The organism is Vibrio sp. 03-59-1 (assembly GCF_013114135.1).
In the GTDB taxonomy this organism is placed as follows: domain Bacteria; phylum Pseudomonadota; class Gammaproteobacteria; order Enterobacterales; family Vibrionaceae; genus Vibrio; species Vibrio cortegadensis.
This window is the reverse complement of record NZ_VTYA01000024.1, coordinates 18,782-34,356: the sequence shown is the minus strand read 5'-3', so window position 1 is coordinate 34,356 and position 15,575 is coordinate 18,782. Positions and strand designations below refer to the sequence as shown.

The window sequence follows — 15,575 nt, the reverse complement described above, 5'->3', positions numbered from 1 at the left end:
ACAACTAAATACTTAGCTGTAGCGATTTTTAATGAAATCAAACACTATCGAATATTTATTAATAACATTTGCTTAAGTACTAATAATTATCGTTTTTCAAACTCAGATATAATCTTATTTATCTCAGAGGATTTTGGCATGGTATATAGGTTCTGATTGTATGCCAAACTCCCCCATAATGCGTTAGCTTTTGCAATATCAATGACTTCAGAATTAACTTCCATCGGTTGCTGAGTTTTTGTGCCGAAGTCATATGAGTAAGCATAAGGTGTATTACCCGGTGTCAATACAACTAAATTGTCTCTAGTAAGATAACCAAAGTTATTCGCAAACTGCATCATTGCTCGTTCATCTTCTTTCAATAGTGGTTTCGTTAAATCGTGTCCAAGCATAGGTGAAACTGATGAAACTCCAATCAAAGACATCAGTGTTGATGGCATATCTATATTGCTCGCCAAGCGATCATCATTTCGTGGTTGAATATCTTTCCCCACGATCACTGCTGGGATATGGAATCTGTCGACAGGAATCAAATCTGTCGCGCTTACTCTTGAATCATGGTCAGCAATAACCACAAAAATCGTATTATCCCAATACTCAGATTGTTTAGCTTTTTCGAAAAACTTACCAAGTGCATAATCTGAATATTTAACAGTGTTATTACGAGTATGTTTCTCAGCATCGTATTGCTCAATTTTCCCATCAGGGTATTCAAACGGACTATGATTTGATGAAGTGAAAACTAAGCTGAAAAAAGGTCTATCTTCCTTGTTCATTTTCGTAAATTGTTGGTCTGCCATGTTGTACAAATCTTCATCAGACACCCCCCATGAACCAGTAAATATCGGTTGTTTATAATCACTCTCATCAACGATATTTTGAAAACCATTACCTAGAAAAAAGCTTTTCATATTATCAAAGTGACTTTCTCCACCATATATGAATTGAGTCATATAGCCATAATCAGAAAGTAAAGCTGCTATATTAAAAAATCCATTCTGGCTTTTGCTTAGCTTAACGACTGCACGAGATGGCGTTGGCGGAAACCCCGTTGTCATCGCTTCAATACCTCTAACAGAGCGAGTACCGGTTGCGTACATCTGGTTAAAACTCCAACCTTCCTTAATTAATACATCCAAATTAGGGGTTAAAGGTAAGCCACCCAATCCACCGACAAATCTCGCCCCCAAGCTTTCTTGCAACAAGATAACCAAATTTTTTTTTGGCCCTTCATAACTCGATGAATTATAATTTAATGTTGTAGTTTCATTCAAAAAACGTCCAGATATAGCTGAAGATTTTCTCACTAAGTCTACTATTCTATCCTTAGCCATCATGCCATACATAGAGGTTGCATTTTTTTCTGAGCCCATATTTTTTAAGGCGAAAATGACCGAGTACGCAGAATTCAAAACTAAATCATTCATTAATGGATCGGTAGAGAAAGACACCGCTGCAGGGTTTATTGGACGATGACCGAGAGATGAACGAGCTCCCCCAACACCAACAAGTACAACTAAAACCGCCATAATGATTCTTATATGTAACTTTGGCATGGTAATGTTTTTCGTCGCATAACCACTAAATTTCCAACCATAATAAAAAGTTATTAACGACCCAACTAGCCCAATAAATAATTCTGTTTTATAGCCAGTAAAGAGCATTCCAAAAACTTCTTTTGGATAAACTAAGTATTCAATGAATAACCTATTTGGCCTTAAGTCGTATTCTAGGATAAATGGAACGGTAGCAAGTTCCATATAAACAAAGATCCAAAGCCCTATTACGAGCCAAATTCTCTGAACACAAACCCATACTCTACCTACAGCTTTTTCTGTAGGTAGAAGAGCCGCAAGCAATGCCGGAATTAAAAAAAACCAGCATATACTAGCTATATCAATTCTTACACCTTGTAATAGAATAAAAAACCAGCCCGAAGAGTCTGTCACTCTTTCATTGAGCCATAGAGAAAGCAAAAATCGACTTGTAGTTAATATTAGTAAAGTTAAGGCACTAAACATCACTACTGGTTTCAATCCATAAAAACCAAACTTTTTCATACTACACCCTTGAATAATAAGTTAACTTCTGCAGGAGTTGAATATATCCATGTTTTCATTATAGATATTAGTATTTACATCCATTACACCAAGAATAGAATGAAATATATTATCCTGAGAATACTTGTTACTGCTCGCTTCACCTTTAATACACGAAGTGTTGATCTTTTTAGTCTGCTTGAAACCATCAGACATCCAAAGCATCAGGGGAACTTTGGTTTGATATTCTGGAGCTAATCCATACGGCATTCCATGTAAGAACATACCGTTTTCTCCAAGAGATTCACCATGGTCAGAAATATATACCAGCGCGGTATTATATTTATCATTCAGATCTTTTAGCTTTTGTATCGCTTGGCTGATGACATAGTCAGTGTAAAGAATCGTATTGTCATATGTGTTAACTATCTCTTCAACGCTGCAGTTCTCAATATCGCTTCGTGGGCAATCGGGTAAGAATTTCCTCGCCTCTTTAGGGTAGCGCTTATAATACGTTGGTCCATGACTGCCAATTAAGTGCAATGCAATCATTCTATTACCATCTAATGACTCGACATCTTGCTCAAAGCCTTCCAACAGAGCCATGTCATAGCATGTACTCCCATCACAGAGTTCATTCACTTTACTACGATCTACCACTTTTTTTGTAATGCGTTCGGCGACATTTTTATCCCCTCCATCATTCTCTTTCCAAAGCACTGACACCTTCGCTCTATTTAAAATATCGAGTAAGTTATCTTGATTATCGGCAACCTTACGGTCGAAATTATTTCGAGTTAATGAAGAGAACATACATGGAACAGAAACGGCGGTTGCGGTTCCACAAGAGCTAACATTTTGAAATGAAACCACATCTAAATCGCGAGTAAACGCATTCGTAGGTTTAGAGTAACCGTTTAATTCATAATTTTGTGAACGAGCAGTTTCGCCGACCACAAATACAAGCAGAGTGGGCTTAGATTTTGAATCCTGCAGTGCTTCATCACTTTGTTTTGCATCAGTCCCTATATATTTATATTTAAGTGGTGTTGTGAGGTATTTATCCTTAATAAAACCTGTCGCGCTGTATATAAACTGAGTTGGAATGATTGCTTTTTTAAGTGCGCTATTATTTCTGCCTACTGATGCATAATCTTGATAATACATCATTGCAATTAAAGCAATCACTATAACGGAAGCTAGCATCGAACCGAGTTTAGATAAAACCATTTTGATAATATTTTGGTTCGCACTCAGCTTCGTCATCATTAGCATTAAAGCGGGCACTACACCCATTAAGAGAGTCCACACAACTGAGTAAACACTCAAATAGGAGCCAGCTTCACTGGTATCTGTTTCTATAACGTTTGCGATCATATTATAGTCAAACAGAGTCCCATAGTTATAACCCGCATAACTTACGACACTAGATAAAATTAAGACTATTACAAAAAATGGCTTTGTAATCATCGGCCAACTAAACAGATTGAAAATTAGATTTAATGCTGCCAAAAAGAAAATTGGGATTGATATTACAAACCCGACTTTAACGCCATTGATATCATTCAATATTGAACTAAGCTCGCTGTAAACAGGGATATTAACCACTACCGCAAAATACAAAGCGAGTATAAAGGTGACACAAGTATATGAAACCTTTCTTTTAAAGAGAGGCATAATTAAATAATTCATTTTATTACCAATAGAGATTAAAGCAGGATAATAGCCCATGTTAAAGCGGCAAAAACAAGCGAAACAAATACTGCGGCTGAGCCGATATCTTTTGCTCGACCACTCAACTCGTGCCATTCAGACCCAATTCTGTCAACCACAGCTTCAATTGCAGAGTTAAGTAATTCGGCTAATAGGATTAAAACTAAGCTACCAATTAATACAACCCTTTCTACGTCAGTAATTGTAAAAACAAATGTAGCTATTGTTAATAAAAAGCAAAGCACCACTTCTTGTCGGAATGCGGCTTCATTTATCCATGCCGCTTTTAAACCTTTCATTGAATATCCGGTTGCATCATATATTCTAGCAATTCCGGTTTTACCTGGTTTCATAATACATCCAAATATGAAAATCATTTCGAGGTCATACTAATCTTGTACGCGTGAATTTTATGTGTACAACTGAGTTATTTCCTCTTACTTTTTATAAATTAGGGAAAAATATAGTCCATCGATTCCTAAATTCAATTCAATATTATTAAATTAGTTGCTTAATCTTCCGCATCATATACGGTGTATCCTTTCTTCACTAAACAACGTCTCAACACTTTGCTTTGCACTGCGGTCGCATCATTTGCTCCGGTTGCTGCTCCTGCTCCGGCACCAACAGCACCTCCGGCAACGGCACCAACAGCTGCCCCACCGACACCATCTTCAAGTACACCGACAAGAGCACCCACTACTGCTCCTGTCACTGCGCTATTCTTCGCTTCCGTTTTAGCCGCTTCTGCTTTATCAACTTGCTCTGCGTAAGACTGGCAATACTTAAAATCTTGGTCATATTGATTTGCATCGACACCTGTCATATCTACGACAGGTTTTTGGTTGTAAGCGCACGCTGATAGAGTGCTTGTCACTGCGAGTAACCAGATAATTTTTTTCATAACGGTACCTTATTGATTAAATTTAAAGTAACGTAAATGTACAGCGTTTTATTGGATATGACTGTCCTAATTTGTCTCGCTTTTGTCATACTCTGTCAGACACAAAAAAAGCGGTGCAAATGCACCGCTATATTTTTATAGAACACCGTTAATTATCTGACTATAAAGATTAATCAAACATCGTTCGGTATTTTTATAACAAAACAAGCTCCGCCTAAATAACTATGGGAAATGCTCACGTTTCCGCGATGACGATCGGTAATTTGCTTGACTATCGCCAGCCCTAAACCATGCCCTGATTTCTTTTTGTTTCGAGCTGAATCTGCACTATAAAATGCATCAAACAAATATGGCCAGTGCTTCTCATTGACTCCTTCACCGTCATCATGAACTTCAATACAGATATAGCCCTCATCTTTTGATAGAACAAGATGTATGTTCTGCTGTGCGAATTTACAGCCATTTCTAACTAAATTGTCCAACGCTCTTTTCAGTAGATGTGAGTCTGCTGTAAGGTAAGTTTCGGCCGCAAACAAATCCGACTTAATATTGATCTTTGTATCTTTCCTCCAACGAATAATTTGATCTGTTATCCATTCATTGATTGAAATCGACTGTAGATTTAAATCTGTATCTGGCCTCTCGACACGAGCATAATACAGAAGTTCATCAACCATCGTCTCCATCTCTTCTGTATCTTCAATGATGCTTGCAATCGTCGTCTGCTGTTCTTTATCCAAATTCGTATCAGATAATATTTCAGCCTGCCACTGCACTCTAAAAATAGGGGTTCTTAGCTCATGTGCAACCGCATTAGTTAACGCTCGGTTACTGGTAATCAAACCTGAAATTTTATCAGCCATGTGGTTAAAGCTTTGATTTAAAGTTCCAACTTTTTTTGAACCTTTTAAAGGTGCTCGCGCATTAAAATCACCATCAGCAAAAGCCAAGGTGACTCTTTCTAATTCACGTATTCTGCGACTTAAAAACCAGATAAGAAGCACACAATAAAGAGCAAATCCAAAAATAAAAAATATCCAAACGATATTGTCATCAAAATCTATTTTCCGAATTAACGGAGCATCAGCATCAACATCCATTGTATAGATGTCATTACTATTGTTTATCGTAAACCATAAAATGCGTTCATCATCATAATAAAATCGCTGATCCACATGAGCAGCGATTCCATCTCGAACTTCTTTTGACTCACTACCTGAAGGTATAGTGGTTAGTATTTGGCGTGTTTTACTGGTGAAGTTATGCAGGGCTTCTAACGCAGCTTCTTTTCCTTGCCCATCAGATATTGTATCAATGGTGTCTAGGTAAGCCTCAGCTTCGTACTCTTGTAAAATATAATCGTAATCAGTATTAATTTGATAAATAACGATTTCATAGCCCACTAAACTCATAAAAAAAAGTAATATAAGCCCAAAGAATGACTCTAAATATATTCTTCGCATCTCACCCCTACCATATAACCGTCATTATCGAATCTAGTTTTCCCATGCATCAGGGATAAACAGATACCCTTTACCGCGAACAGTGATGATTTTCTTTGGTGGCACGCTGACATCACCCAGCTTTTTTCTTAGAGCGACGATCTTATTATCGACGGTTCGATCAATACCATCATACTCGATGCCTCTTAGTAACTTAGTGAGCACATCCCGAGACAACACCTCTTCCGCTGATGATGCGAGTAAAAGTAGCAGGTCAAATTCGCTGTCTGTCATCACGATGTTCTGAGCACCAAGTTCACAACTACGATGCGCTTTATTTAACTTCAGTTGTCCAAAATGTAATTCATTCTTGTTTTCGACTACAGAAGTACTCTCTGCCCTACGTAACAACATACGGATACGAGCTAAGAGAACCCTTGGCTTGACCGGTTTACTCACAAAATCATCCATTCCAGTCTCTAGAGCTGCCACATGATCAAAATCATCATCACTTGCAGTAAGCATCAAAATCTTACCTCGATAGTCATTTCTGATCTGTCTACAAATTGTCAGTCCATCTTGGCCAGGCAACATGAGATCGAGTAACACAAGATCTGGATTTTCATTGAGGATAACCTGCGGGGCTTCGTTTCCATCCCCCACAGTAATTACGTTAAACCCTTGTTTTAAAAAGTAATCATTGAGCATTGACTGAAGTTTTAAATCATCTTCAACGATAACGAGTTTTTGAACGGACATAATTGATTCTCTGTACTTCAACTAGCGATTATGAATTGTCAGAGTTCGCCTGACACATGATTACAATGTTATAGAATTTCAGGTCATATGTATTTATAAATTGCGGCTGCAACCATAAATATCGCATATTTAGAAAACCGAAGTATCAATAAGTTCAATACGTTACTTACAAAAAAAGAGGCACCAAAATGATGCCTCTTTAAGAGAAAGTAATTATCAGTTAAGCGATGAGCTAATAGCTCACGATTATGGTTTGTTGATGCGATACATTTTGAGCATCAATAGCCAGTTCAAGTGTATTCCCCTGCATTTTCCATGATGTGATTTTTTCACCGTTCAATTCGACTTTTGTTGCTGAGAGCCCATCAAGTTGCCACTCAACCAATATTGGTCTTAATTGAGGAGCGCCTTTATAAGTCCCACTCGTCGTGAGCGTCAGTTTTGCCTCAGATTTTTTCGTATCTAGTTTGATTAATGTACGTCTTAAATCACCATCCAAATACTCGTTAGTGACGCCATCATCTTCATAGAGTGTAAATTCACTGTGTTGAGGTAAACCAAATACTTTCAGCGCTATAGTTTCAGGAACGTCACTGGTTAACTTACCGCTAGCAGCAGGGTTAAATGGCACAATGGCCCCCTCTTTCGCGTAAAGTGGTAGTTGGAACAGTGCTTCACCTTTCAGCTCAGAATAGAGCGGTTGTTCTTTCAACTCGATGCCCGTATCACTGCTAAATGATTCGCCTGTTCTAAAATCAAACCACTTCCCTTTCGGTAAATACACATCCACATTTTTTTGGCCTAATTTTGCTACAGCAACACTGAGTAATGATTCTCCCATCATTTTGTGATTGCTTAGCGTTACTGCTTTTGGATCGTTTCCGAACTCAAAACCAAGACTTGGGAACACAGGAGCGTTGGTTAAATGTGCCGTATGAGCATTTGAGTAAATATAAGGAATTAGCTGATACCTCAGTTCTAGGTTCGACTTATTACTCTCTAGATCACCGACTCTGTCCGGCGCTGTTTCTTTACAATTACATAAGTTCTCAGTGTGCGGACGAACAGGCACGTAAAACAATGAACTGTATGCGAACCACTGTGTGTAGGTTTCAGCTAGCGCTGCGTCTTTATCCTTACTCGGCACACCTAAACCCGCGCGATGGAAACCACCGATATCTGAACCATAATAATCCATACCCGATAACATCATATTGGTCTGCATACCCAGTTGAACCGACAAGCTGGTAAGATTCGAACCAATATCACCCGACCACATTGAAGCACCAAAACGTTGAATACCTGGCGAACCTGAACGTGACATCATGAACGGACGCTGGCTGACATCATTACGCTGATAGCCTTGGTATATACTTTCTAACCATTTGTAATTGAAAATATTGTGTATTTCATTGTGTCCTTGGTCGCCAGCATAAATACCATTGCTATTGTACATTTCGGGCTCGCCAAGATCCGTCCAATGACCAATTACGCCCATATCAATCAGCGGTTGGCGTTTCCAATCATGCCACTTAATACCCGCCTCTTTATTGGTCCAGTCAATCATTCCGCCTTTACCCCACCAGTAGCCACCGCCGTCTGAGTTGGTATTGATCGCTTTACCTGTTTTAGGGTCTCTGGCTAAGAATCCAGACTCTTCCATTATGCTATGCTCTTCGAGATCACGGCTCACGTATGACTCTTCAATCAACATCATGCCAATGCCGTCGTCTTTTAACTGAGCAATTTTCTGTTTCGGTTTTGGAAAATTATCTTCATCCCAAGTCAAAGTGCCCATATGGCTCATTGGATCGTAAGGCTGAACATTCCCAAACCACTGCAAATCCATCACGACGCCATCGATCGGAAATTCATTTGACGCTAACGTTTCAAGCTTGCTGTCCATCTCTTTCCAATTATCAAAGCCGTACTCCGATAACCACATACCAAACATCTTTCTTGGTGGAACAAGTGGGTTACCAACCATCGACATATAGGACTGGCGCAATTCAGGGAGATTCTCGGCTGCGAAATAGAATAAGTTCACATCGCCTTGCGCAGACTTAATTTTCCACGGGGACTGGCTGAAATCCCACTGTGTTGAGTACATATTGTCTAAATAGACGGCAAAATCCGTTTGATTTGGTGATGATGCATATAAAATTGGGAACATGGTATTGCCTGTTCCACCGCCATTAAACCCTTCCATACGGTTATTGGAGTGTCTCACTTTGCCATTCCAACTAGAGTCGACAATGCCTGGGTTCTGAAACTCTTGCCCTAAACCATTAAGTCGATACTGCTCATCCGCTGAAACGGTAAAGGCGGTGTTTGTGTCCGGGCAAATTTCACTTAATTGGTTATCTTTCTGATTTTCCACCGAAATACATAAGGTTTGCTCATCAACAGACACATCCAAGGCTGGCGTATTAAAGCCGTGTTTCGTTTTCTTAACCTTTGATGGTGCTTTAAATTTCGATAGATCAATCAGATCTGAGTGTTTAAACGATGCCTTTTCATCAGCGTCTTGGTAGGTGATTTGTAGAGCATTATCTGAATGAACAAAAATAGACAACTGCTTACTCTTTTGCGTCGCTCTCGCTTTGATGTTCGAGTATATTTTCTCGACAGTCGCGCTATCTAACTGCGTAGAGAGCGCGGATTTGAACGTATCTTCTGTATAAAACACTTCACCAAAAATAGGCCTCAGTGCCTTAGTCACATTCTCTTCTGGGAAGTCTTTTCTAAGACGAAAAACATCAACAGCCGTCACCTTGTAGGTATCTTGACCAGAGAAATGAAAGGATTGAGGCGCAGACGCCAATGCATGGCCGCTTAAGCCACTAAGAATACATGCGGTTAGGATATTAACGGGTAGTTTTTTGATAAGCACAACATCACCTAGAGATTGATTTTAAAACACATTCACTTAAGAGGAATGTTGTAATAGAGTCCTTGAAACTTTATCCCATAGTAATAAAAGTGTTCACCGCTGAAAAATAGCCAAACTTAAACAAGATATAGATAAAAGCTATACCTCTGGTGCAACATAACGAGTTATCAGAATTTCGAGCAAGAAACAGAGAATTTATAGATGTTAAATATGTGACTTTACGACTGATATTGATCTCAAGGCGAATTGATAGTGTTCTGGTGCGCAGAAAAAATGAGTGAGCATGAATACCAAATGCTCACTCATTTGTTAAGAATAAAAGGCAGAACGTGCTGCCTTCGATATTAAAGTAGCGTTATCTTTTTCACCATCCCTTGCTCTGCATGTTCAGGAATATTACATGCAAATTCAACATTGCTATCCCCATGAAAGTGCCAGAGTAACTGTTTTGCTTTGCCAGGTTTGACTGTAACGGTACTGCCCGAATCATGGTTATGATGCGGCATAGACTTCATCATCTTACGATGTGCTAACTGCTCTTTCGCTGAACCAATCGAAAATTCATGATCTTGCTTACCAAGGTTCATCACAACAAACTGAACCACATCATTTGGTTGTATCTTCACCTCTTTCTTAAACTTAATCGTCATATCATCGTTGAGTAGAACATGAACAACTTTGTCTGGTTTTGCTCCTTTTGCTGGCATACCCACTTCTGACATACCTTCCATATTCATCATCGAATGGTCCATCTTGCTGTGGTTCATCTCGGTACTGTTCACTTTGGTACTGTTCATTTCTTCGTGGTTCATGGCTCCGTGATCCATTGTAGAGTGGTCAGTATCAGCCAATGCGTATGTTGTTGTGATCGTAAGCAGTGCTGCTAGTAGAGTCTTTTTCATGCGATTTTCCTTAATAACTCATCTAATCTTTTTGATTTTCTATGTAGAGAGGGGCAGAAACCAATGGCTTCTACCCACTTAGCTTTAATCGTTTACCTTGCTCAGTTCTCGTTGCTTCCAAAGCTTAAAGATGGCTGGGAGTACCAGTAAAGTAAGCAGTAACGCTGATGCCATACCGCCAATCATAGGAGCTGCAATACGCTGCATCACCTCAGAGCCCGTACCTTCACCATACATAATTGGAATAAGGCCAATAATGACGGTGAGTACCGTCATCATGACCGGACGCACTCGAAGTCCTGCCCCCTCTCGAATCGAATGAGTTAGGTCTCTCTCTTGTAGTGTTAAACCTTTTTCTTTTGCATCGAGTTTGGTGTAATGCCAAGCTTGGTTGAGGTACACCAGCATAATGACTCCAATTTCTACCGCGACACCTGCAAGCGCAATGAAACCCACACCAACAGCAATAGAGAAGTTGTAGCCAAGGTAGTGCATTAGCCACAACCCTCCAACCATCGCTAGTGGCAACGTGAGCATGATGATCATCACTTCACCGACTCGTCTAAAACTCAGGTAAAGGAGTAGCATAATGATAGCGATGGTGATTGGCACAACGACACCTAAGCGCTCCTTTGCTCGCTCCATGTATTCGTATTGACCTGACCAAGCAATTGAATAGCCCGCAGGTAAATCAAGCTGATCACCCACCGTTTTCCGCGCATCTTCTACGTAAGAACCAAGGTCTCGACCATCAATATCCACAAACACCCAACCATTAGGGCGAGCATTCTCTGTCTTTATCATCGGAGGGCCATCTTCATAGCGAATATCGGCTACGTCTGCCAAGGCTATACGCGCACCATTTGGTGTAATCAGGGGTAAATTTTGCAGTTTTTCAACCGAATCACGATATTCTTGCGGGTAGCGAACATTAATTGGGTATCGCTCAAGACCTTCAATCGTTTCACCCATGTTCATACCACCGACTGCGGTCGAAACAACTTGTTGGATCTCTTTAATGCTCAGCCCATAACGAGCCGCAGCTCGGCGGTTTATGTCAATCGTGACATAACGGCCACCAGCAACACGCTCTGCATAAACCGATGCAGTGCCTGTAATGCTATTCAATATTGGCTCTAGCTCAGACCCAATCTGCTCAATGATTTTAAGATCAGGTCCCGCAATCTTGATACCGATTGGCGTTTTAATGCCAGTCGCAAGCATGTCGATCCGGGTTTTAATTGGCATTACCCAAGCATTGGTTAAACTTGGAAACTGAACTAAATCATCAAACTCTTTACGTAAAGACTCTGAAGTCACCCCGTCTCGCCATTGGCCTTTTGGTTTCAGTTGAATAACAGTCTCAATCATGGTCAGTGGGGCAGGATCGGTTGCGGTTTCAGCGCGACCTATCTTGCCCCATGCAGTCTTCACCTCTGGTACTGTCATAATCAGCTTATTTGTTTGCTGAAGTAGTTCTCTCGCTTTACCAATCGATATACCTGTGTATGTGGTTGGCATGTACATAAGATCGCCCTCATCTAGCGGTGGAATAAACTCACTGCCGAGTTGGGTGGTTGGGTAATAAGCTGAGCCCATCAGCGCAAGCGCAAGTAGGATTATGCTCTTTGGATACTTAAGGCTAAGGCTAAGTAGCGGTTTATACAGAGCTATCAGCCCTTTATTGATTGGGTTCTTATGCTCTGACAATATGTTTCCTCGAATGAAATAACCCATCAATACAGGAACTAAGGTAATCGCCAATCCCGCAGAAGCCGCCATTGCATAAGTCTTAGTAAATGCCAGTGGTGAGAACATTTTTCCTTCTTGGCCTTCCAAAGCAAATACGGGTACAAAGCTTAACGTAATGATCAGCAAAGAAAAAAATAGTGGAGCCCCTACCTCTTGAGCCGCATCACCTATCACTTGCCAACGGTTCTTATCGTTCAGTGGCGTTCGTTCGATATGCTTGTGAACATTCTCGATCATTACAATAGCCCCATCTACCATGGCACCAATGGCAATAGCAATACCGCCTAAAGACATGATGTTGGCATTGATACCTTGCCAATGCATGACGATGAACGCCGAAAGGATACCAACAGGCAAACTCAAAGCGATGACCAATGATGAGCGGATGTGGAATAAGAACAACGCACATACAATCGCAACCACCATGAATTCCTCTGCTAACTTTTTCCAAAGGTTCTCAACGGCAGCATCAATTAATGTGGAGCGGTCGTAAGTCGGAACAATTTCGACGCCTTCAGGTAAACTTCGTTGAAGTTCGGACAGCTTTGCCTTTACCTTAGTAATCACTTCACTGGCATTTTCACCAAATCGCATAACAATCACACCACCAGTAGCTTCTCCCTCGCCATTGAGTTCTGAAATACCACGTCTTATTTGCGGTCCAAAGTTGATATCAGCAATATCACCCAGTAACAAAGCTGTACCTTGTTGAGTGACTTTTAACGGCAGCGCTTCAATATCTTCAATGCTAGACAAATAACCCGTAGTGCGTACCATGTGTTCCGCTTCAGCCACCTCAACAACAGAAGCTCCACTCTCTTGGTTGCCATTTTGAATAGCCAAATTGACTTGTTGTAAAGTCAGGTCATAAGCGCGTAATTTAGCCGGGTCGATTTTCACTTGGTACTGCTTAACCATGCCACCAACCGTTGCCACCTCTGACACACCTTCAACCGTTTGAAGCTCATACTTTAAGAACCAATCTTGCAAGCTACGGAGTTCCGCAAGGTCATGCTGTCCCGTTTTGTCTTGTAACACATAGCTGTATACCCAACCGACACCTGTCGCATCGGGACCCAAGGTTGGTTTTGCACTTGGCGGAAGCTTTGGTGCCACTTGGCTTAGATATTCAAGAACACGAGATCTTGCCCAATACATATCAGTATCATCGTTGAAGATAATGTAGACGTAAGAATCTCCAAAAAATGAGTATCCACGCACCGTCTCGGCACCAGGTACAGCAAGCATCGCAGTCGTCAGCGGATAGGTGACTTGGTCTTCAACAACCTGAGGAGCCTGCCCCGGATAGCTTGTTTTTATGATCACTTGAACATCAGAAAGATCGGGGATCGCATCGACAGGAGTATTCTTTACGCTGTATAACCCGCCCAAAATAAGTGCGATTGTTGCCACCAGAACCAAAAATCGGTTACTGATAGACCAACGAATGATGGCATTTATCATTGTTCACCCTCGCTTATTTCTAGTCCTTTCAATAGATACTCTGAACCTTGATTTTCAACTAAAAAACGAACGCTTTGACCTTCTTCAAAATCAACTAAATTCACCTCATCTCCAACAGAGAAGTTCATCTCTCCAGCGTCCCAATCCCATTCTGGTACTGGTTGATGATTAAGGATGATCATGCCGAAATCAGCCATCAGCATGGTAATGTCACCGTTAATCCAAACTTCAGAAGCCATTAAAGATTCACTGATCTTGTAATCGACTATTTCATACTGACCCGATGCGGCCTTTTGCATCTCAAACTCCAAATGCTGCCCTGCAACAAATGAATCAAACGCTACGCTATCTGCTACGTTAAAGTTCATCACCATTCCGGGCCAGTCCCAATCAGGTACAGGTTGATGATTGATAGTAAGCATGCGATGACCCGCCATCACATCGGTGATTGTCCCTTTTGCCCAAGCCGTTTCAGCAGGAACTTCCACACCATTGATGCGTGATAATTCCGCAGACTGGCTAGACTCTGAATCCAGCATGAAGTGTGCAGAGGTAACGATGCTGTCCCCCGCAGCTAAGCCTTGTAAGACTTCTATTTTGTCCGACGCTTCTCTTCCCACTTCGATTCGTACAGATCGATACTTGCCATCCCCTTCCGCTAACACCACTCGGGCCATGCCGCCAGACCGAATAACAGATGAACGAGGAATCGTTAAGACTGCATCGCTAGTAACCGGTTTTAGGACCACGTTTGCAAACATATTGGGTTTTAGCTTACCTTCTGAATTACTAAAGCGCAGACGTACACGTAAAGTACGAGTGCTTGGATCTAAGATCGGGTAGACATAATCCACTTCCCCACTCCACTCACCTCCAGGTAATGCATCAAGGTTCATTGACGCTTGGCTGCCCTGCTTAATCCAATGGGATTGACGCTCGAAAACTTCCGCGTTGACCCACACTTCATCCAATGGCCCAGCACTAATGACGGCTTGTGCCGGAGAAAGATAACCCCCTTCTCGAATGTTCAAGCTTGCTATAACACCATCGGCAGGTGCTTTTACCTCAATGGTTTGAGAAGCTTCCCCCTTACGAACTATCGACTTAATTTGGTTCCGATCCACACCTAACGTAATTAAGCGCTCTGTCGCTCCTTTAACCATGCCTTTTCGGTTTGTTTTGTATGCACTGATAAGCTCTTCTTGGGCTTTAACCAATTCAGGCGAGTAGAGTGTAAATAGCACTTCACCCTGTTTTACTCTCTCACCTACCGCATTAATAAAGAGCTTCTCTACCCAACCAGATACACGAACATTGGTTTGCCATAATTGACTGTCATCAAAAGCGATATAACCCACCGTTTCGATACGAGGGGCTAATACTTCACGCTGGACTCTTGCCGTCTTAACACCGAGGTTATTCTCAACCGCAGGATCAATCCTCACTGTTCCTGGTTTATCATTCTCACCATTAAGGGCCTCTGCATATACTGGTATAAGGTCCATCCCCATCGGTGACTTACCAGGCTTATCTCGTCTGTAATTTGGATCCATCGGAGCTGCCCAATATAACGGTTCATCACTACCAGTAACGTCTTCTGAACTCGCCATTTTGTCGTTCATTCCTGAGTGAAAGAGGCTTGCGCCGTAGCCTAATACGCCACCAATGAGTAACGCCATGCTTGCAACTTTAATCGTTTTCATTTTC

At 41.2% G+C, this 15,575-nt stretch carries 10 protein-coding genes; all 10 read right to left on the bottom strand.

What is annotated here, in order from left to right:
* Positions 1-86: 86 nt before the first annotated feature.
* The 10 genes from F0249_RS18135 to F0249_RS18090 all read right to left on the bottom strand — a co-directional run bounded on the left by F0249_RS18135 (position 87) and on the right by F0249_RS18090 (position 15,571).
* On the bottom strand, positions 87-2,060 hold the full coding sequence (locus F0249_RS18135; protein WP_171757406.1) for an LTA synthase family protein: 1,974 nt from the start codon (positions 2,058-2,060) through the stop codon (positions 87-89).
* Positions 2,061-2,081: 21 nt separating this feature from the next.
* Entirely contained in the window at positions 2,082-3,731 is a 1,650-nt protein-coding gene (locus tag F0249_RS18130; RefSeq protein WP_171757405.1) for a phosphoethanolamine transferase, read from the bottom strand.
* 17 nt (positions 3,732-3,748) lie between these two features.
* Positions 3,749-4,105: a diacylglycerol kinase gene (locus F0249_RS18125; protein ID WP_113799692.1), complete on the bottom strand. Its 357-nt coding sequence runs from the start codon at positions 4,103-4,105 to the stop codon at positions 3,749-3,751.
* Between the two features lie 158 nt (positions 4,106-4,263).
* Entirely contained in the window at positions 4,264-4,656 is a 393-nt protein-coding gene (locus tag F0249_RS18120) for a glycine zipper family protein (RefSeq protein WP_136995303.1), read from the bottom strand.
* 173 nt (positions 4,657-4,829) lie between these two features.
* Positions 4,830-6,119, bottom strand: a complete 1,290-nt coding sequence (locus F0249_RS18115) for an ATP-binding protein (RefSeq protein ID WP_171757404.1) — start codon at positions 6,117-6,119, stop codon at positions 4,830-4,832.
* Positions 6,120-6,152: 33 nt separating this feature from the next.
* Positions 6,153-6,857 (bottom strand): response regulator, encoded by a 705-nt coding sequence (locus F0249_RS18110; RefSeq protein ID WP_017051895.1) that lies wholly within the window; start codon positions 6,855-6,857, stop codon positions 6,153-6,155.
* Between the two features lie 232 nt (positions 6,858-7,089).
* Positions 7,090-9,750 carry a TIM-barrel domain-containing protein gene (locus tag F0249_RS18105; protein WP_171757403.1) on the bottom strand — a complete coding sequence of 887 codons (2,661 nt, stop codon included), beginning with the start codon at positions 9,748-9,750 and terminating at the stop codon, positions 7,090-7,092.
* Between the two features lie 344 nt (positions 9,751-10,094).
* Positions 10,095-10,652 carry a cupredoxin family protein gene (locus F0249_RS18100; RefSeq protein WP_017051893.1) on the bottom strand — a complete coding sequence of 186 codons (558 nt, stop codon included), beginning with the start codon at positions 10,650-10,652 and terminating at the stop codon, positions 10,095-10,097.
* Between the two features lie 84 nt (positions 10,653-10,736).
* Positions 10,737-13,868, bottom strand: a complete 3,132-nt coding sequence (locus tag F0249_RS18095) for an efflux RND transporter permease subunit (protein WP_171757402.1) — start codon at positions 13,866-13,868, stop codon at positions 10,737-10,739.
* The gene (locus F0249_RS18090; RefSeq protein WP_171757401.1) at positions 13,865-15,571 is read right to left on the bottom strand and encodes an efflux RND transporter periplasmic adaptor subunit; all 1,707 of its coding nucleotides are present in this window, start codon (positions 15,569-15,571) and stop codon (positions 13,865-13,867) included. Before F0249_RS18090 ends, F0249_RS18095 begins: the two co-directional genes overlap by 4 nt.
* Between the last annotated feature and the right edge of the window lie 4 nt (positions 15,572-15,575).

What these genes read in the sequence shown, in the direction of transcription:
- F0249_RS18135 (WP_171757406.1), bottom strand. Translation starts at nt 2,060, where the DNA reads ATGAAAAAGTTTGGTTTTTATGGATTGAAACCAGTAGTGATGTTTAGT.
- F0249_RS18130 (WP_171757405.1), bottom strand. Translation starts at nt 3,731, where the DNA reads ATGAATTATTTAATTATGCCTCTCTTTAAAAGAAAGGTTTCATATACT.
- F0249_RS18125 (WP_113799692.1), bottom strand. Translation starts at nt 4,105, where the DNA reads ATGAAACCAGGTAAAACCGGAATTGCTAGAATATATGATGCAACCGGA.
- F0249_RS18120 (WP_136995303.1), bottom strand. Translation starts at nt 4,656, where the DNA reads ATGAAAAAAATTATCTGGTTACTCGCAGTGACAAGCACTCTATCAGCG.
- F0249_RS18115 (WP_171757404.1), bottom strand. Translation starts at nt 6,119, where the DNA reads ATGCGAAGAATATATTTAGAGTCATTCTTTGGGCTTATATTACTTTTT.
- F0249_RS18110 (WP_017051895.1), bottom strand. Translation starts at nt 6,857, where the DNA reads ATGTCCGTTCAAAAACTCGTTATCGTTGAAGATGATTTAAAACTTCAG.
- F0249_RS18100 (WP_017051893.1), bottom strand. Translation starts at nt 10,652, where the DNA reads ATGAAAAAGACTCTACTAGCAGCACTGCTTACGATCACAACAACATAC.
- F0249_RS18095 (WP_171757402.1), bottom strand. Translation starts at nt 13,868, where the DNA reads ATGATAAATGCCATCATTCGTTGGTCTATCAGTAACCGATTTTTGGTT.
- F0249_RS18090 (WP_171757401.1), bottom strand. Translation starts at nt 15,571, where the DNA reads ATGAAAACGATTAAAGTTGCAAGCATGGCGTTACTCATTGGTGGCGTA.